At 59.1% G+C, this 16,812-nt stretch carries 17 protein-coding genes; 10 read left to right on the top strand and 7 right to left on the bottom strand.

Features of this window, described 5'->3' with window-relative positions; all coding sequences use genetic code 11:
* Window positions 1-268 precede the first annotated feature (268 nt).
* The 4 genes from JFT81_RS14800 (at window position 269) to JFT81_RS14785 (ending at window position 4,430) form a co-directional block, all read left to right on the top strand.
* Window positions 269-1,300 (top strand): amino acid ABC transporter substrate-binding protein, encoded by a 1,032-nt coding sequence (locus tag JFT81_RS14800; protein WP_201227864.1) that lies wholly within the window; start codon window positions 269-271, stop codon window positions 1,298-1,300.
* Between the two features lie 65 nt (window positions 1,301-1,365).
* On the top strand, window positions 1,366-2,547 hold the full coding sequence (locus tag JFT81_RS14795; RefSeq protein WP_201147557.1) for an amino acid ABC transporter permease: 1,182 nt from the start codon (window positions 1,366-1,368) through the stop codon (window positions 2,545-2,547).
* A gap of 10 nt (window positions 2,548-2,557) precedes the next feature.
* Entirely contained in the window at window positions 2,558-3,652 is a 1,095-nt protein-coding gene (locus JFT81_RS14790) for an amino acid ABC transporter permease (protein WP_201227863.1), read from the top strand.
* 13 nt (window positions 3,653-3,665) lie between these two features.
* Window positions 3,666-4,430: an amino acid ABC transporter ATP-binding protein gene (locus tag JFT81_RS14785; protein WP_103305210.1), complete on the top strand. Its 765-nt coding sequence runs from the start codon at window positions 3,666-3,668 to the stop codon at window positions 4,428-4,430.
* A 55-nt stretch (window positions 4,431-4,485) separates the two neighbouring features.
* Here the strand turns inward: JFT81_RS14785 and JFT81_RS14780 are convergent, their stop codons facing one another.
* Both JFT81_RS14780 and JFT81_RS14775 read right to left on the bottom strand, forming a co-directional pair.
* The gene (locus tag JFT81_RS14780; protein WP_201227862.1) at window positions 4,486-4,968 is read right to left on the bottom strand and encodes a type II toxin-antitoxin system MqsA family antitoxin; all 483 of its coding nucleotides are present in this window, start codon (window positions 4,966-4,968) and stop codon (window positions 4,486-4,488) included.
* On the bottom strand, window positions 4,965-5,276 hold the full coding sequence (locus JFT81_RS14775; protein ID WP_201227861.1) for a type II toxin-antitoxin system MqsR family toxin: 312 nt from the start codon (window positions 5,274-5,276) through the stop codon (window positions 4,965-4,967). The genes JFT81_RS14780 and JFT81_RS14775 overlap by 4 nt, the downstream gene beginning before the upstream one ends.
* A gap of 166 nt (window positions 5,277-5,442) precedes the next feature.
* On the opposite strand from JFT81_RS14775, the gene JFT81_RS14770 reads away from it, so the two are divergent.
* The 5 genes from JFT81_RS14770 to JFT81_RS14750 all read left to right on the top strand — a co-directional run bounded on the left by JFT81_RS14770 (window position 5,443) and on the right by JFT81_RS14750 (window position 9,424).
* The gene (locus JFT81_RS14770) at window positions 5,443-6,102 is read left to right on the top strand and encodes a FadR/GntR family transcriptional regulator (RefSeq protein WP_053117351.1); all 660 of its coding nucleotides are present in this window, start codon (window positions 5,443-5,445) and stop codon (window positions 6,100-6,102) included.
* Window positions 6,092-7,384, top strand: a complete 1,293-nt coding sequence (locus JFT81_RS14765) for a CynX/NimT family MFS transporter (RefSeq protein ID WP_201227860.1) — start codon at window positions 6,092-6,094, stop codon at window positions 7,382-7,384. Before JFT81_RS14770 ends, JFT81_RS14765 begins: the two co-directional genes overlap by 11 nt.
* 207 nt (window positions 7,385-7,591) lie before the next feature.
* A complete protein-coding gene (locus JFT81_RS14760; RefSeq protein ID WP_077571232.1) occupies window positions 7,592-8,062 on the top strand; it encodes a nuclear transport factor 2 family protein in 471 nt (156 codons plus the stop codon).
* A 39-nt stretch (window positions 8,063-8,101) separates the two neighbouring features.
* On the top strand, window positions 8,102-8,404 hold the full coding sequence (locus JFT81_RS14755; RefSeq protein WP_201227859.1) for a GIY-YIG nuclease family protein: 303 nt from the start codon (window positions 8,102-8,104) through the stop codon (window positions 8,402-8,404).
* An 84-nt stretch (window positions 8,405-8,488) separates the two neighbouring features.
* Window positions 8,489-9,424 carry a glutathione S-transferase family protein gene (locus JFT81_RS14750; protein ID WP_201227858.1) on the top strand — a complete coding sequence of 312 codons (936 nt, stop codon included), beginning with the start codon at window positions 8,489-8,491 and terminating at the stop codon, window positions 9,422-9,424.
* A gap of 182 nt (window positions 9,425-9,606) precedes the next feature.
* On the opposite strand, the gene JFT81_RS14745 is transcribed toward JFT81_RS14750, so the two are convergent.
* Both JFT81_RS14745 and yejK read right to left on the bottom strand, forming a co-directional pair.
* The gene (locus JFT81_RS14745) at window positions 9,607-9,957 is read right to left on the bottom strand and encodes a glutaredoxin family protein (RefSeq protein ID WP_034154584.1); all 351 of its coding nucleotides are present in this window, start codon (window positions 9,955-9,957) and stop codon (window positions 9,607-9,609) included.
* Entirely contained in the window at window positions 9,957-10,961 is a 1,005-nt protein-coding gene (gene yejK, locus JFT81_RS14740; RefSeq protein ID WP_053117368.1) for a nucleoid-associated protein YejK, read from the bottom strand. The genes JFT81_RS14745 and yejK overlap by 1 nt, the downstream gene beginning before the upstream one ends.
* Window positions 10,962-11,480: 519 nt before the next feature.
* On the opposite strand from yejK, the gene JFT81_RS14735 reads away from it, so the two are divergent.
* Entirely contained in the window at window positions 11,481-11,762 is a 282-nt protein-coding gene (locus JFT81_RS14735) for an HU family DNA-binding protein (RefSeq protein WP_003221909.1), read from the top strand.
* Window positions 11,763-11,952: 190 nt separating this feature from the next.
* Here JFT81_RS14735 and rlmF read toward each other — a convergent pair whose 3' ends face one another.
* From rlmF to JFT81_RS14720, 3 genes are all read right to left on the bottom strand, one after another.
* Window positions 11,953-12,972 (bottom strand): 23S rRNA (adenine(1618)-N(6))-methyltransferase RlmF, encoded by a 1,020-nt coding sequence (gene rlmF / locus JFT81_RS14730; protein ID WP_201227857.1) that lies wholly within the window; start codon window positions 12,970-12,972, stop codon window positions 11,953-11,955.
* Window positions 12,973-13,205: 233 nt separating this feature from the next.
* Complete coding sequence (locus JFT81_RS14725) at window positions 13,206-16,052, bottom strand: valine--tRNA ligase (protein WP_201227856.1); 2,847 nt, start codon at window positions 16,050-16,052, stop codon at window positions 13,206-13,208.
* A gap of 358 nt (window positions 16,053-16,410) precedes the next feature.
* Entirely contained in the window at window positions 16,411-16,806 is a 396-nt protein-coding gene (locus JFT81_RS14720) for a DNA polymerase III subunit chi (RefSeq protein WP_201227855.1), read from the bottom strand.
* Between the last annotated feature and the right edge of the window lie 6 nt (window positions 16,807-16,812).

Below are 16,812 nucleotides of genomic sequence, written 5' to 3'. Positions count from 1 at the left end.
GTACGACTCGCGACGGGATAGCAACGAATCCGGTGATGGATGTTCGCCAATGGCCGCTACGGGCTTAGCGAATGTGAAAGGGCTACAGCCCGTTCGGCCGATTTGGTGAGAAGTGAGTTGTCCATGATGTGGATTTTCTCCTACTAGACTCATAGCGAAGGTCTTACGTCGGTTGACCCTAAAAAAAGCCAACACGGGTCAACAACGCCTCAAAAGGGTGCGGCTGGACTCAAGCTCCGACACAACAAGAGCAAAACTGGAGGTTTGAATGAAGATGTTGAAATCCACCCTGGCGATCGTGACTGCAGCAACAGTTCTCGGCGTCAGCGGGTTCGCTCAGGCGGGTGCAACCCTGGATGCCGTGCAGAAGAAAGGTTTCGTGCAATGTGGCGTGAGCGACGGTCTGCCGGGCTTCTCGGTACCGGACGCGACCGGCAAGATCCTCGGGATCGACGCTGACGTCTGCCGCGCTGTGGCTGCTGCTGTTTTCGGCGACGCGACCAAGGTCAAATTCAGCCAGTTGAACGCCAAGGAGCGTTTCACCGCGCTGCAATCCGGCGAGATCGACATCCTGTCGCGCAACACCACCATGACCAGCTCCCGTGACGCGGGCATGGGCCTGAAATTCCCGGGCTTCATCACTTACTACGACGGCGTGGGCTTCCTGGCCAACAACAAGCTGGGCGTGAAAAGTGCCAAGGAACTGGACGGCGCGACCATCTGTATTCAGGCCGGTACCACCACCGAGCTGAACGTGTCCGACTACTTCCGCGCCAACGGCCTGAAGTACACCCCGATCACTTTCGACACCTCCGATGAAAGCGCCAAGTCGCTGGAATCCGGTCGTTGCGACGTACTGACTTCCGACAAATCCCAGCTTTTCGCGCAGCGCAGCAAACTGGCTTCGCCGAAAGACTACGTGGTATTGCCGGAAACCATTTCCAAAGAACCTCTGGGCCCGGTCGTGCGTAATGGCGACGACGAGTGGCTGGCCATCGTGCGTTGGGTCGGCTACGCGCTGCTCAACGCGGAAGAGGCCGGTGTCACTTCGAAAAACGTGCTGGAAGAAGCCAAATCCACCAAGAACCCGGACGTTGCTCGTCTGCTCGGTGGCGACGGTGAATATGGCAAGGATCTGAAACTGCCGAAGGACTGGGTGGTAAAAATTGTTTCCCAGGTAGGTAACTACGGCGAAATCTTCGAGAAAAACCTCGGCAAGAGCACTCCGCTGGAAATCGACCGTGGCCTGAACGCCCTGTGGAACAACGGCGGCATTCAGTACGCACCACCAGTGCGCTAATGGTTCTATCACCCGGCGGGCCAACCGCCGGGTGATGTTCTGTTCCATTTCTTGCGGGGCACTTCATGCAAAATTCAATCGGCGCACCTAAGCAGAGGTTCAGCCTCAGCGATCCACGAGTGCGTGCGTGGCTGTTTCAGATCATCACCGTTGTGGCGGTGGTCGCGATGGGTTGGTATCTGTTCGATAACACCCAGACCAACCTGCAACACCGGGGCATTACATCCGGCTTCGGCTTTCTGGAGCGCAGTGCCGGTTTCGGCATCGCTCAACACCTGATCGACTACACCGAATCGGACAGCTATGCCCGGGTGTTCGTCATCGGCCTGCTCAACACCTTGCTGGTGACGGTTATCGGTGTGGTTCTGGCAACACTGCTGGGTTTCATCATCGGTGTGGCACGGCTGTCGCCGAACTGGATCATCAGCAAACTGGCGACTGTGTATGTGGAAGTGTTCCGCAACATTCCGCCGCTGCTGCAAATCCTCTTTTGGTACTTCGCGGTATTCCTGACCATGCCGGGACCGCGTGCCAGTCATAACTTCGGTGACACTTTCTTCGTCAGTAGCCGTGGCCTGAACATGCCGGCCGCACAGGCAGCTGACGGTTTCTGGGCGTTCGTGATCAGCGTCCTGGTGGCCATCGTCGGCATCGTGCTGATGTGCCGCTGGGCCAACAAGCGCTTCGAAGCAACCGGCGTACCGTTTCACAAGTTCTGGGTAGGCCTGGCCATCCTGGTGGTGATTCCGACACTGTGCGCGCTGATCTTCGGTGCCCCGTTGCACTGGGAAATGCCTCAGCTCAAAGGCTTCAACTTCGTTGGCGGCTGGGTGCTGATCCCGGAACTGCTGGCGCTGACGCTGGCCCTGACCGTGTACACCGCGGCGTTCATCGCCGAGATCGTGCGTTCGGGGATCAAGTCGGTCAGCCATGGCCAGACCGAAGCGGCGCGTTCGCTCGGCCTGCGCAACGGCCCGACCCTGCGCAAAGTGATCATCCCGCAAGCCCTGCGCGTGATCATTCCGCCACTGACCAGCCAATACCTGAACCTGGCGAAGAACTCCTCGCTGGCGGCGGGTATCGGTTACCCGGAAATGGTTTCGCTGTTCGCCGGTACCGTGCTCAACCAGACCGGTCAGGCGATTGAAGTCATTGCCATCACCATGAGCGTGTACCTGGCGATCAGTATCAGCATTTCCCTGCTGATGAACTGGTACAACAAGCGCATTGCGCTGATCGAGCGGTGAGGAAACGCGCATGACTACCCATACTTTCAAACCCGACATGCCCCCACCGAGCAGCAGCATCGGCGTGGTGGCGTGGATGCGCGCGAACATGTTCTCCAGCTGGCTCAACACCTTGCTGACGCTGTTTGCGTTCTACCTGATCTACCTCGTGGTGCCACCGATCCTCAGTTGGGCAATCATCGATGCCAACTGGGTCGGCACCACCCGCGCCGACTGCACCAAGGACGGCGCTTGCTGGGTGTTCATTCAACAGCGTTTCGGCCAGTTCATGTACGGTTATTACCCGCCGGAGCTGCGCTGGCGTGTAGACCTGACCGTGTGGCTGGCGGTCCTCGGCGCGGCGCCATTGTTCATCTCGCGTGTACCGCATAAAGCGATCTACGGGCTGAGCTTCCTGGTGCTGTACCCGATCATTGCGTTCATCCTGCTGCACGGCGGCTTCGGCCTGACCAACGTCGCGACCAGCCAATGGGGCGGTCTGATGCTGACCCTGGTGATCGCTACCGTCGGTATCGCCGGTGCCTTGCCGCTGGGCATTGTGCTGGCGCTGGGGCGACGCTCGAATATGCCGGCGATCCGCGTGGTCTGCGTGACCTTCATTGAGTTCTGGCGCGGCGTGCCGTTGATCACGGTGCTGTTCATGTCCTCGGTGATGCTGCCGCTGTTCCTGCCTGAAGGCATGAACTTCGACAAGTTGCTGCGGGCACTGATCGGCGTGATCCTGTTCCAGTCGGCCTATGTCGCTGAAGTGGTGCGCGGCGGCCTGCAAGCGATCCCCAAAGGTCAGTACGAAGCGGCGGCGGCGATGGGCCTCGGTTACTGGCGTTCGATGGGCCTGGTGATCCTGCCACAAGCCTTGAAACTGGTGATCCCGGGCATCGTCAACACCTTCATTGCGCTGTTCAAGGACACCAGTCTTGTGATCATCATCGGCCTCTTTGACCTGCTCAACAGCGTCAAGCAAGCCGCTGCCGATCCGAAATGGCTGGGCATGGCCACCGAAGGCTACGTGTTCGCCGCCCTGGTGTTCTGGATTTTCTGTTTTGGTATGTCGCGCTATTCCATGCATCTGGAACGCAAGCTCGACACTGGCCACAAGCGTTAGGAGTTCTCTGTAAATGAGCGAAGCAAGCAAAAAGCCAGTGGGCCCTGAAGGCATTATTCAGATGCAGGGCGTCAACAAGTGGTACGGCCAGTTCCACGTGCTGAAAGACATCAATCTCAACGTCAAACAGGGCGAGCGTATCGTTCTGTGCGGCCCGTCGGGTTCCGGCAAATCGACCACGATTCGCTGCCTCAATCGTCTGGAAGAACACCAGCAGGGCCGCATCGTCGTCGACGGCGTGGAACTGACCAACGACCTCAAGCAGATCGAAGCGATCCGCCGCGAAGTCGGCATGGTGTTCCAGCATTTCAACCTGTTCCCGCACCTGACCATTTTGCAGAACTGCACCTTGGCGCCGATGTGGGTACGCAAGATGCCCAAGCGCAAGGCCGAGGAAATCGCCATGCATTATCTGGAGCGCGTACGCATTCCGGAGCAGGCGCATAAATTCCCGGGGCAACTGTCCGGCGGTCAGCAGCAGCGTGTGGCGATCGCCCGCGCACTGTGCATGAAACCGAAAATCATGCTGTTCGATGAACCGACTTCAGCGCTCGACCCGGAGATGGTGAAGGAAGTGCTCGACACCATGATCGGTCTGGCGGAAGACGGCATGACCATGCTCTGCGTAACCCACGAAATGGGCTTCGCCCGCACCGTGGCCAATCGCGTGATCTTCATGGACAAGGGCGAAATCGTTGAGCAAGCGGCGCCGAATGACTTCTTCGATAACCCGCAGAACGAGCGGACGAAGTTGTTCTTGAGTCAGATTTTGCATTGATGGTGGATGTTTAAAACTAACCCGGCCTTGTGCCGGGTTTTTTATGATTTTCGCGTCATGACACAGAGAGCGTTGCCTGTTCTGCGTGCACTATGTCCTTGAATCCTCTCAAATCTGCTCCTTCGCCCAAAGCGCGCGCATCGGTGAGCAGGTGGGGGTGACGATCAAGCAGGCGCATCAGCACTATCAAGGCCTTAGGTGGGAGCGAGTCGCCGCGCTCGTATCGTGAAAACGCATTGTGTCCGCCCCCTGACAACAGCAGCACCGCTTCCTTTTGTGACAGATGCAGCTTGCGGCGGATGCGCTTCATCTCGTTACCAATGATTTGTCGGCCAGCAATGACGAGTTCGTCACTCGCATTCGAGTAGCGTAATGCGCTATCGGGGTCGAATATGACTTCCCCGCATGCCTGACACTCCCATCCAGACAAATCATCAAGACGACGCTCAATGCCTTTTACGCTCATGGTTTCGGCACGACCTTCGAAGTGCCGCATTCCTTCAGGTGCTCCGCAACTGAAGCATTGTTTAGTGTTCATGGTTTTTTCTCCTTGAAGGAGATCACCGGAGGTTCACCGCCTGAGCAATAAGTGACCTTGATGTAGATCTCCAGATCATGCGAAGTGATGTGGTACACGTCTTGCCAAATCCGATGGTCGCCATAAGTCGTCATCGATGTGTACAGCATCCTGTTTTGCAGTTCGAAAACCACGTCCTGCATTTCCTTGAAATTCAGGCCCATGTCTCGACCGCTTTTGCGAGCGGTCCTGGTAAATGCGTTTATCCCGAGCCTTCTGACATCCTCCTTGATCACCGCCAAGTTGTAGTGGGGTGTGTTTTTCTCCATAAAAAATCTTGAACCTTTCCCTAAAATTACCCTTAAAGGGTAATTTTGACCAATCGAAAATGCCGCTCCATGTGTCTCCGATTGACCCTAGGTGGTTGCTGTCCTACACGGGTCTGACTAACATGTCAGAAAATTCATCCTATGATTGGATGAAAGGGCAAATCCTATGTCAGACATTTCTCCACTCATTAAACGATCCCTGGTCGATCAGGCTTTGGATCAACTCCGTCAGCGCATCAACAGCGGTGCGTGGCAGGTCGGCGAGCGTTTGCCGACCGAACCGGAGCTGTGCGCCGAGCTGGGCATCAGCCGCAACACCGTGCGCGAAGCCATGCGCGTGCTGGCTTTTTCCGGGTTGATCGAGATCCGCCAGGGCGACGGCAGTTACCTGCGCGCGCTGGTCGATCCGCTCGATACGCTCAAAGCGCTGTCGCGCTGCTCGCTGGAGCAGGCGCGAGAAACCCGGCACATCCTTGAAGTCGAAGCCATCGGCCTGGCGGCGTTGCGTCGTACTGACGAAGACCTTGCCGCATTACGCGAGGCGCTAGGCACCAGCGGCAGCCATTACCACGGCGATCTCGATACCTACATCGCCTGCGATCTGGTGTTCCATCGCCGTCTGGTCGACGCCGCGCACAACCCGACCCTCAGCGAGCTGTATCGCTATTTCTCCAGCATTGTCGGCGCGCAATTGCGCCAGACCCTGAACATCGTCCCGCGCCGTCAGGAAGTGTTCGACCTGCACATCGAATTGCTCGATGCGGTCGAGCAACGCGACCCGGAACGGGCCAAAGCCTTGTCGAGGCAGTTGATCAATGAACCTTGAAACAGAGAAATCCATGTCCCGCAACGAGATATCCACACCCCCGAAACTTGAAGAGCTGCTGATCGACGCCGAGGCCGATGACGAGCAAGTGCAACAAAGCCATCCGCTGGTTCGGCGGCCGTGGCTGTTGTTGCTGGGCTTGATTCTGGTCGCGTTGAACCTGCGTCCGGCGCTGTCGAGCATGGCGCCGTTGCTCAGCGATGTGTCGAAGAGCCTCGGTTTGTCGGCAGCTCAAGCAGGTTTGCTGACCACGCTGCCGGTTCTGTGCCTCGGTTTGTTTGCCCCGCTGGCGCCGATCCTGGCGCGACGTTTCGGTGCCGAGCGGGTGGTGCTGGGGATTCTGCTGACCCTGGCGGGCGGTATTATTCTGCGCAGCAACTTCGGTGAAATCGGCCTGTTCGCCGGCAGCGTGCTGGGCGGCGCGAGCATCGGCATTGTCGGCGTATTACTGCCGGGCATCGTCAAACGCGACTTCGCCAAACACGCCGGCACCATGACCGGCGTCTACACCATGGCGCTGTGCCTGGGCGCGGCGATGGCGGCGGGTTCGAGTGTGCCGTTGAGCGAGCACTTTGGCGGAAGCTGGGCTGTTGGCCTGGGCTTTTGGGTGATCCCGGCGCTGATTGCGGCAGTGTTCTGGCTGCCACAAGTCGGGCAGAAGCATGGCGCACATAATGTTGCCTATCGCGTGCGCGGTTTGCTGCGCGATCCGCTGGCGTGGCAGGTGACGTTGTACATGGGCCTGCAATCGTCGCTGGCCTACATCGTGTTCGGCTGGTTGCCGTCGATCCTCATCGGTCGTGGTCTGACGCCGACGCAAGCGGGGCTGGTGTTGTCCGGTTCGGTGATCATCCAGCTTGCGAGTTCTCTGGCGGCACCGTGGCTGGCGACGCGTGGCAAGGATCAGCGTCTGGCAATTGTCGTGGTCATGGCGTTGACCCTAGGCGGTCTGTTCGGTTGCCTGTACGCGCCGATTGAAGGGCTGTGGGGCTGGGCAATCCTGCTGGGGTTGGGGCAGGGCGGTACGTTCAGTCTGGCACTGACCTTGATCGTGTTGCGTTCGCGGGATTCACATGTCGCGGCGAACCTGTCGAGCATGTCCCAGGGCTTCGGTTATACGCTGGCCTCAATGGGACCGTTCGCAGTCGGCGTGGTGCATGACTGGACGGGCGGCTGGAATGCGGTGGGCTGGATCTTCGGCATTATCGGTACCGGTGCGATCATCGCCGGGCTGGGTGCCGGGCGTGCGCTCTACGTGCAGGTGCAAAGCGAGAAGATTTAAACACCGCTTACCAGTGTGGGAGCGAGCCTGCTCGCGAAGGCAATTGAACATTCAACATCTGTGTTGACTGACACACCGCTTTCGCGAGCAGGCTCGCTCCCACACTGGATGTGTGCACTCCGGGTATTCGGTGGGCGAATGCCGATAGTGTTTCCGTCCATTGCGGATTATCGTGCTGGCAATCTGTACCTCTTTTGGAGATTGCCCATGAGTGAAGCCCACGCCGCGTTGATCACCCGCTTCTATCAAGCCTTCCAACGTCTCGATGCCGAGGCCATGGCCGCCTGCTACACCGACGATGTAGTGTTCAGCGACCCGGCCTTCGGTGAATTGCGCGGGCGCGATGCCGGCGACATGTGGCGCATGCTCACCACCCGCGCCAAAGACTTTTCGCTGACCTTCGACAACGTTCGCGCCGATGAACGCAGCGGCGGCGCGCATTGGGTCGCGACTTATCTGTTCAGCCAGACCGGCAACATCGTCATCAACGATATTCAGGCCCGTTTCGTCTTCCGTGACGGCAAGATCTGCGAGCACCACGACCACTTCGACCTGTGGCGCTGGTCGCGTCAGGCTCTGGGCTTCAAGGGCCTGCTGCTGGGCTGGACACCGCTGGTGCGCAACGCTGTGCGCGCACAAGCGCTGAAGGGACTGAAGGCATTTCAGGCCGGTCGCTGATAAGATCGCGGCCTGTTTCCTACACGTCTTGATCCCGAAGTGACCAGCCCTAGCGAAAAATCTGTCGATGTTGCCGAACCGGTGAGCAAGTCCTGGTTCGTCTACCTCGTTCGCGCGGCCAATGGTTCGCTGTACTGCGGAATCAGCGACGACCCGCAGCGCCGTTTCGCCAAGCATCAAAGTGGCAAGGGCGCGCGGTTCTTCCTCTCCAGCCCGGCCATGGCATTGGTGTACACCGAGCTGTGCCGCGATAAAAGCGATGCTCTGCGCCAGGAACGGCTGATCAAAAAACTGCGCAAGAGCGCCAAGGAATGCCTGGTCGCGTCTTATCAATCTGACTGATGGGTTCCCATCAGGCAGATCTGTAGGCTGCTAACAAAATGCACGCTAAGCTGCTGGTTCATTTTCTGAGCGGCGGAGCCGAGCATGTCCGAGTTGATTCTCCATCACTACCCGACCTCCCCATTCGCTGAAAAAGCCCGCCTGCTGCTGGGCTTCAAAGGCTTGTCGTGGCGCTCGGTGCACATTTCGCCAGTGATGCCGAAGCCTGATCTGACAGCACTCACCGGTGGTTATCGCAAGACACCTGTGCTGCAAATCGGCGCCGACATTTACTGCGACACTTCGTTGATCGCGCGCCGTCTGGAGCAGGAGAAAGCCCTGCCAGCGTTCTTCCCTGAAGGTCAGGAAATGACTGCTGCCAGTTTCGCCGCGTGGGCTGACTCGGTGGTGTTCCAGCACGCGGTCAGCCTGGTGTTCCAGCCGGAGTCGGTGGCCGTGCGTTTCGGCAAGCTTCCGCCGGAAGCGATCAAGGCATTTATGGCCGACCGCGCCGGTCTGTTCAGTGGCGGCAGCGCCACGCGTTTGTCCGCTGAACAAGCCAAACATCAATGGCCGACGATCATGGCGCGCCTGGAGCAACAGCTACAGCGCGAGCAGGGCGACTTCCTGTTCGGCGAGCCGTCGATTGCCGACTTCGCCCTGGCGCATCCACTGTGGTTCCTCAAGGCCACGCACGTCACGGCGCCGCTGGTAGATGAGTATCCGGCGGTTGCCGCCTGGTTGGGTCGAGTACTGGGATTTGGCCATGGCGCGGCCAGCGCGATGACCTCCGACGAGGCGCTTGAAGTGGCGCGCAACGCGACGCCAGCGGCATTGCCGGATGAGCAGTTCGTTGACCCGAACGGCTTCAAGGCTGGCCAGCAGGTGGCAATCTCGGCGACGGATTACGGGGTTGATCCGGTGGTGGGTGAGTTGCTGTTTGCCGGTCGTGAAGAGTTGATCGTGCGTCGCGAGGATGAGCGTGGCGGCGTGGTGCACGTGCACTTCCCGCGTTTCGGTTTCCGCATCGAAGCCCGCTGATCAACAAGTCGCACCTGACTTGGTGGTGAGAGGAGCAATTGTGGCGAGGGGATTTATCCCCGTTGGGTCGCGTAGCGGCCCCAAAACCCGTGGCGAAGTTGCAGCAGGCAAACCGCATTCAAAGGGTTTGCGACTGCTTCGCAGCAGAACGGGGATAAATCCCCTCGCCACAGGGGGCTGCGTTATTTGAGGGCGGCGAGGATTTCGTCCGGATCGAATCCGCGAATCAACGTGCCATTCACGTCGATCAGTGGGATCCCGCGCCCACCCAGCGCCTCATACGCCTTGCGCGCCTCGGCATCCTTCTCGATATCGAACTCCTTGAACGGAATCCCCTTGCTGTCGAGAAAACGTTTGGTTTGCTTGCAGTAGCCGCACCAGTCGGTGGCATATAGCACGACGTTGGCCTGCGCCCGCGTCTGCTCAGCAACCATCTGCGACGGATTGAACACCCGCTCGATCTTGCCCCAGTTCTGATACACCACGACCACCAGCAGAACCAGCGCAACCTTCTTCAGCACATTGCCGAGCATCAGTTGCGACGCTTCAGCTGATCGGTGAGCGACGTCGGCAGGCCTTTGATCACCAAGGTGCCAGCCTCTTCGTCGTACTCGATCTTCGAGCCCAGCAGGTGCGCTTCAAAGCTGATCGACAGGCCTTCGGCGCGACCGGTGAAGCGGCGGAATTGATTCAAAGTGCGTTTGTCCGCCGGAATCTCTGGCGACAGGCCGTAGTCCTTGTTGCGGATGTGATCGAAGAAGGCTTTCGGGCGCTCTTCGTCGATCAGCTCGGAGAGTTCTTCCAGGCCCATCGGTTCGCCGAGTTTGGCCTGGCTGCTGGCGTAATCGACCAGGGTTTTGGTTTTTTCTCGGGCGGACTCTTCCGGCAGATCCTCGCTCTCGACGAAATCACTGAACGCCTTGAGCAACGTGCGCGTTTCGCCCGGGCCGTCGACGCCTTCCTGACAGCCGATGAAGTCGCGGAAATACTCCGAAACTTTTTTGCCGTTCTTGCCTTTGATGAACGAGATGTACTGCTTGGACTGCTTGTTGTTCTGCCACTCGGAGACGTTGATCCGCGCCGCGAGGTGCAACTGACCAAGGTCGAGGTGGCGCGACGGTGTCACGTCCAGTTCATCGGTTACGGCCACGCCTTCGCTGTGGTGCAGCAGGGCAATCGCCAGGTAATCGGTCATGCCTTGCTGATAGTGGGCGAACAGCACGTGGCCGCCGACCGACAGGTTCGACTCTTCCATCAGCTTTTGCAGGTGTTCGACCGCGACTTTGCTGAACGCGGTGAAGTCCTTGCCGCCTTCCATGTATTCCTTCAGCCAGCCGCTGAACGGGAACGCGCCGGATTCCGGATGGAACAGACCCCAGGCTTTGCCCTGTTTGGCGTTATAGCTCTCGTTGAGGTCGGCGAGCATGTTCTCGATGGCTGCAGACTCGGCCAGTTCAGTGTCACGGGCGTGCAGAACTGCGGGCGTGCCGTCGGGTTTTTTGTCGATCAGGTGGACGATGCAATGACGGATCGGCATGGGCTTCTCGGCTGGTGGAAGGGAGGAGGGCGGGCTCCCCCGAAAAAGCGCTAAGTGTACCCGAATCTTCAGCCGTGACTCCCTGTAGGAGCTGCTGAAGGCTGCGATCTTTTGATCTTGTTTTTTCAAAATCTAAATCAAAAGATCGCAGCCTGCGGCAGCTCCTGCATAACCGGGAAATCGTGTCGGCGGCAGCATAAACGTGGGGTTGTAGGGCAAAACCGGGTCGTGCGGCCGGGCTTATGCAGTTTTTTACCGGTTTAGAGCAATAAAGCTGACCAAATGGGTAGCTAGAGGCGGATATTTCCCCGTCTCTGTGCTAGTTTTGCCCGGTCTTACGCGAAGTCACTGCGTTAAGCGTGCAATCAGCATTTGTCAGGTCGAACCAAACCCTGATTTCGGTATCTATAACCCGACTCGTCGTGGTTATCGCCGAGGGTGCCAGATCCAGAAGATCGGGCTCGATGGCTGACACTGCACTCTGCAATCCATATGAATTTGATAGGGAAGGAACACTACATGGCTCTTACTAAAGACCAACTGATCGCCGACATCGCTGAAGCTATCGACGCGCCGAAAACCACCGCGCGTAACGCTCTGGACCAACTGGGCCAAATCGTTGCCGATCAGCTGGAAAACGGCGGCGAAATCACCTTGCCAGGTATCGGCAAGCTGAAAGTGACCGAGCGTCCTGCCCGCACTGGCCGTAACCCTTCGACTGGCGCTGCCATCGAAATCCCTGCGAAGAAAGTGATCAAGCTGGTTGTGGCCAAAGGCCTGACCGACGCTGTGAACAAGTAAGACGCAGCAATAAAAAACCGTGCACCGGAGTGATCCGGGCACGGTTTTTTTGTGCCTGCGATTTGGCATTTGGCCCTGAACCATTGTGGGAGCGAGCCTGCTCGCGAAAGCGTTGGATCAGTCACCTTCAATATTGACTGACCCACCGCTTTCGCGAGCAGGCTCGCTCTCACATGGGATCAGCAGCGTCTTAGCGGGTCCAGCGCTCGCGGCGCCAGATTTGCTGTTCAGACTTGGTCTGGAAGGTCCAGGCGACGAAACGGCTTTGCTTCTGACCTTGCGACATCTCCACGACCTGGCTTTCCAGCACGCCGGCCTTTTTCAGGGCGGTTTCGATGGCTGGCAGGTTCGACGCTTTTGACACCAGCGTGCTGAACCACAATACCTTGTGCTGGAAGTTCGCGCTCTCGGCGATCAGTTGTGTCACGAAGCGTGCTTCGCCACCTTCACACCACAATTCAGCCGACTGGCCACCGAAGTTCAGCACCGGCAGTTTGCGTTTCGGATCGGCGCGGCCCAAGGCTCGCCATTTACGCTCGCTGCCCTTGGTCGCTTCGTCCATCGAAGCGTGGAAGGGCGGGTTGCACATGGTCAGGTCGAAGCGCTCGCCCGGTTCCAGCAAGCCGATGAGGATGTGCTTGCGGTTTTCCTGCTGGCGCAACTGGATAACCTTGTTCAGGTCGTTGGACTGGACGATGGCTCGGGCGGCAGCCACGGCCGTCGGGTCAATCTCCGAGCCGAGGAAGTGCCAGCGGTATTCGCTGTTACCGATCAGCGGATAAACGCAGTTGGCGCCCATGCCGATGTCCAGCACGTTGACGATTGCGCCACGCGGCACCTTGCCGTCGTTCATGCTGGCCAGCAGGTCAGCGAGGAAATGCACGTAATCGGCACGCCCCGGGACCGGTGGGCAGAGATAATCGGCCGGAATGTCCCAATGCTGGATGCCATAAAACGACTTGAGCAGCGCCCGGTTGAACACGCGCACCGCATCGGGGCTGGCGAAGTCGATGCTTTCCTTGCCGTACGGGTTGGTGATCACGAACTTCGCCAGTTCCGGCGTGGTTTTGATCAGCGCCGGGAAGTCGTAACGACCCTGATGGCGATTGCGCGGATGCAGGCTGGCCTTCTCACGCGGCTCAACGGCTTTGGCCGGGGTCGCGGTGTCAGGCTTCTTGCGCGCAGGTTTGGGTGTGCGGGGGGCGTTCATGGGCGTGGTCGATTCGGGTATGGCTGAAAGTGGCGGGTATTGTCCCACATCTAAGGGCAACTCCGTTGAAACTGTGGGAGCGAGCCTGCTCGCGAAGACGGATTGTCAGTCAAAAAATTAGCTGACTGATCCACCGCTTTCGCGAGCAGGCTCGCTCCCACAGGGAATTTGTGGTGTGGCAGGCATAAAAAAGGGAGGCCACCATGGCCTCCCTCTTTCATTGCGGTTTGCCGTTACAGGCTGGAAATCCGCGCGTGTTGCTCGGCCAGCTTGCCCAAGGCTTGTTCTGCCTCGGCCAGTTTGGCGCGCTCCTTCTCGATGACTTCGGCCGGGGCCTTGTCAACGAAACCGGCGTTGGACAGTTTGCCGCCAACACGCTGGACTTCGCCCTGCAGACGCAGGATTTCCTTGTCCAGACGCGCCAGTTCCGCGCCCTTGTCGATCAGACCGGCCATTGGCACCAGCACTTCCATCTCGCCAACCAGCGCAGTCGCGGACAGCGGTGCTTCTTCGCCTGCCGCCAGAACGGTGATCGATTCCAGACGCGCCAGCTTCTTCAGCAGCGCCTCGTTCTCGGTCAAACGACGCTGGTCTTCCGCGCTGACGTTCTTCAGGTAGATCGGCAGTGGTTTGCCCGGGCCGATGTTCATTTCGCCACGGATGTTACGCGTGCCGAGCATCAGTTCCTTGAGCCATTCGATGTCGTTTTCGGCGGCCGGATCGATGCGCTGTTCATTGGCCACCGGCCACGGTTGCAGCATGATCGTCTTGCCCTGAATGCCAGCCAGCGGCGCGATGCGCTGCCAGATTTCTTCAGTGATGAACGGCATGAACGGGTGCGCCAGACGCAGCGCCACTTCCAGTACGCGAACCAGCGTGCGGCGAGTGCCGCGCTGACGCTCAACCGGCGCGTTCTCGTCCCACAGCACTGGCTTGGACAGTTCCAGGTACCAGTCGCAGTACTGGTTCCAGATGAACTCGTACAGCGCTTGTGCGGCGAGGTCGAAACGGAACTGATCGAGTTGACGGGTCACTTCTGCTTCGGTGCGTTGCAGTTGCGAGATGATCCAGCGGTCTGCCAGCGACAGCTCGTAGGCTTCGCCGTTCTGACCGCAGTCTTCGCCCTTGTCCAGAACATAACGCGCGGCGTTCCAGATCTTGTTGCAGAAGTTGCGATAGCCTTCAACGCGGCCCATGTCGAACTTGATGTCGCGGCCGGTCGAGGCCAGCGAGCAGAAAGTGAAGCGCAGGGCGTCGGTGCCGTAGCTGGCGATGCCGTCCGCGAACTCGTCGCGGGTCTGCTTCTCGATCTTCTTCGCCAGTTTCGGCTGCATCATGCCGGAGGTGCGTTTCTGCACCAGTTCTTCCAGCTCGATACCGTCGATGATGTCCAGCGGGTCAAGGACGTTGCCCTTGGACTTGGACATCTTCTGGCCTTGGCCATCACGCACCAGACCGTGCACATACACGGTCTTGAACGGAACCTGCGGCGTGCCGTCCTCGTTCTTGATCAGGTGCATCGTCAGCATGATCATCCGGGCAACCCAGAAGAAGATGATGTCGAAACCCGTCACCAGCACGTCGGTGGAGTGGAATTTCTTCAGGAATTCGGTTTTTTCCGGCCAGCCGAGGGTGGAGAAGGTCCACAGACCCGAACTGAACCAGGTGTCGAGAACGTCGTTGTCCTGTTGCAGCGCAATGTCCGGGCCGAGGTTGTGCTTGGCGCGCACTTCGGCTTCGTCGCGGCCGACGTAGACCTTGCCCGACTCGTCGTACCAGGCCGGAATCCGGTGGCCCCACCACAGCTGACGGCTGATGCACCAGTCCTGGATGTCGCGCATCCACGAGAAGTACATGTTTTCGTACTGTTTCGGCACGAACTGGATGCGGCCATCTTCAACGGCAGCAATCGCAGGCTCGGCCAGCGGTTTGGTCGACACGTACCACTGGTCGGTCAGCCACGGCTCGATCACGGTGCCGGAGCGATCGCCTTTCGGCACTTTCAGGTTGTGATCGTCAACGCTGACCAACAGGCCGGCGGCGTCGAACGCGGCCACAATCTGCTTACGCGCTTCGAAACGCTCAAGACCTGCGTACTCAGCCGGAATCGCGCCGTCGATGCTGTCGTTCAGCGTACCGTCGAGGTTGAACACCTGAGCAGCCGGCAGCACGTTGGCGTTCTTGTCGAAGATGTTCAGCAGCGGCAAGTTGTGGCGCTTGCCGACTTCGTAGTCGTTGAAATCGTGGGCCGGGGTGATTTTCACGCAGCCGGTGCCGAATTCAGGATCGCAGTAATCGTCGGCGATGATCGGGATGCGGCGGCCAACCAGCGGCAGCTCGACAAACTTGCCGATCAGGGCTTTGTAGCGTTCATCGTTCGGGTTCACCGCGACGGCGGAGTCGCCGAGCATGGTTTCCGGACGGGTGGTCGCGACGATCAGGAAATCGTTGCCGTCAGCGGTTTTCGCGCCGTCGGCCAGCGGGTATTTCAGGTTCCACAGGAAACCTTTCTCGTCGTGGTTTTCCACTTCGAGGTCGGAAATCGCCGTGTGCAGTTTGGTGTCCCAGTTGACCAGACGCTTGCCGCGGTAGATCAGACCGTCTTCGTGCAGGCGCACGAACGCTTCTTTAACCGCTTCCGAGAGGCCGTCGTCCATGGTGAAGCGCTCGCGGCTCCAGTCTACGGACGAGCCGAGGCGGCGGATCTGACGGCTGATGTTGCCGCCGGACTGATCCTTCCATTCCCAGATTTTCTCGAGGAATTTTTCGCGGCCCAAGTCATGGCGATTCTGGCCTTGGGCTTCGAGTTGACGCTCGACCAGCATCTGCGTGGCGATACCGGCGTGGTCGGTGCCCGGCTGCCACAGGGTGTTGCGACCCTGCATGCGGCGGAAACGGATCAGGGCGTCCATGATCGCGTTGTTGAAACCGTGCCCCATGTGCAGGCTGCCGGTGACGTTCGGCGGCGGGATCATGATGGTGTAGGAATCGCCCGCGCCTTGCGGTGCGAAATAGTTCTCGGACTCCCAGGTGTTGTACCAGGAAGTTTCAATGGCGTGCGGCTGGTAGGTCTTATCCATGCGCGGCGGGACCCTATTGGCATTTATTCAGGAAAAGCCGGGAAGTATAGCGGGGCATGGGGCCGAGGGCGAGCGGGGCAGGGACTCTAATGTCAGGGTGAGCCTTTGTGGCGAGGGGATTCATCCCCGTTGGGCTGCGCAGCGGCCCCAAGATTTCAATCACGCTGCGCAATTACAGGATTGACGACTGCTGCGCAGCCGAACGGGGATAAATCCCCTCGCCACAAAAAAACCTCATAAGACCGTTGGGCTGCGCAGCGGCCCCCAATATTTCAATCACGCTGCGCAATTACAGGATTGACGACTGCTGCGCAGCCGAACGGGGATAAATCCCCTCGCCACAGGGGATCCAGCCGGGTTATTCGTATTGGCTGAGCAGGCGTTCCAGGCGCGCGTCGAGGCGGCGTTTGATCTCGGTTTCGATGTGCGGGGCGAAGTCATCGATCACGTCTTGCATGATCAATTGCGCGGCGGCGCGCAGTTCGCTGTCGAGGTGGAGCAGGGCGTCCGGGCCTTTATCCACAGGCGCGGCAGGTTGCGCAGCGGGCTTCGGGGCGGGAGCCGGAGGCGGCTCGACGGCTGGCGGCTCGGAGCCGACCGCGTCGAACAACATCGGAATCTGTTCCTGTTCGCCATCTTCGACCGTATCGGTCAGCAGGGGTGGTTGCAGGTTGTCGTCGCCGAGCAACTGACGGATCGATTCGAGATCGTCCAGCAGGTGTGTCGGCTTTTGCTGCGGTTTCGGAGTGTCCATTGGAGT

This window comes from Pseudomonas sp. TH43 (assembly GCF_016650635.1).
Classification (GTDB): domain Bacteria; phylum Pseudomonadota; class Gammaproteobacteria; order Pseudomonadales; family Pseudomonadaceae; genus Aquipseudomonas.
The sequence above is the reverse complement of the archived record's forward strand: the minus strand, read 5'-3'. Positions and strand labels throughout refer to the sequence as shown.

Bases quoted from the DNA above. Each gene is read 5' to 3' on its own strand.
- JFT81_RS14800 (WP_201227864.1), top strand. From the start codon at position 269: ATGAAGATGTTGAAATCCACCCTGGCGATCGTGACTGCAGCAACAGTT.
- JFT81_RS14795 (WP_201147557.1), top strand. From the start codon at position 1,366: ATGCAAAATTCAATCGGCGCACCTAAGCAGAGGTTCAGCCTCAGCGAT.
- JFT81_RS14790 (WP_201227863.1), top strand. From the start codon at position 2,558: ATGACTACCCATACTTTCAAACCCGACATGCCCCCACCGAGCAGCAGC.
- JFT81_RS14785 (WP_103305210.1), top strand. From the start codon at position 3,666: ATGAGCGAAGCAAGCAAAAAGCCAGTGGGCCCTGAAGGCATTATTCAG.
- JFT81_RS14780 (WP_201227862.1), bottom strand. From the start codon at position 4,968: ATGAACACTAAACAATGCTTCAGTTGCGGAGCACCTGAAGGAATGCGG.
- JFT81_RS14775 (WP_201227861.1), bottom strand. From the start codon at position 5,276: ATGGAGAAAAACACACCCCACTACAACTTGGCGGTGATCAAGGAGGAT.
- JFT81_RS14770 (WP_053117351.1), top strand. From the start codon at position 5,443: ATGTCAGACATTTCTCCACTCATTAAACGATCCCTGGTCGATCAGGCT.
- JFT81_RS14765 (WP_201227860.1), top strand. From the start codon at position 6,092: ATGAACCTTGAAACAGAGAAATCCATGTCCCGCAACGAGATATCCACA.
- JFT81_RS14760 (WP_077571232.1), top strand. From the start codon at position 7,592: ATGAGTGAAGCCCACGCCGCGTTGATCACCCGCTTCTATCAAGCCTTC.
- JFT81_RS14750 (WP_201227858.1), top strand. From the start codon at position 8,489: ATGTCCGAGTTGATTCTCCATCACTACCCGACCTCCCCATTCGCTGAA.
- JFT81_RS14745 (WP_034154584.1), bottom strand. From the start codon at position 9,957: ATGCTCGGCAATGTGCTGAAGAAGGTTGCGCTGGTTCTGCTGGTGGTC.
- yejK (WP_053117368.1), bottom strand. From the start codon at position 10,961: ATGCCGATCCGTCATTGCATCGTCCACCTGATCGACAAAAAACCCGAC.
- JFT81_RS14735 (WP_003221909.1), top strand. From the start codon at position 11,481: ATGGCTCTTACTAAAGACCAACTGATCGCCGACATCGCTGAAGCTATC.
- rlmF (WP_201227857.1), bottom strand. From the start codon at position 12,972: ATGAACGCCCCCCGCACACCCAAACCTGCGCGCAAGAAGCCTGACACC.
- JFT81_RS14725 (WP_201227856.1), bottom strand. From the start codon at position 16,052: ATGGATAAGACCTACCAGCCGCACGCCATTGAAACTTCCTGGTACAAC.
- JFT81_RS14720 (WP_201227855.1), bottom strand. From the start codon at position 16,806: ATGGACACTCCGAAACCGCAGCAAAAGCCGACACACCTGCTGGACGAT.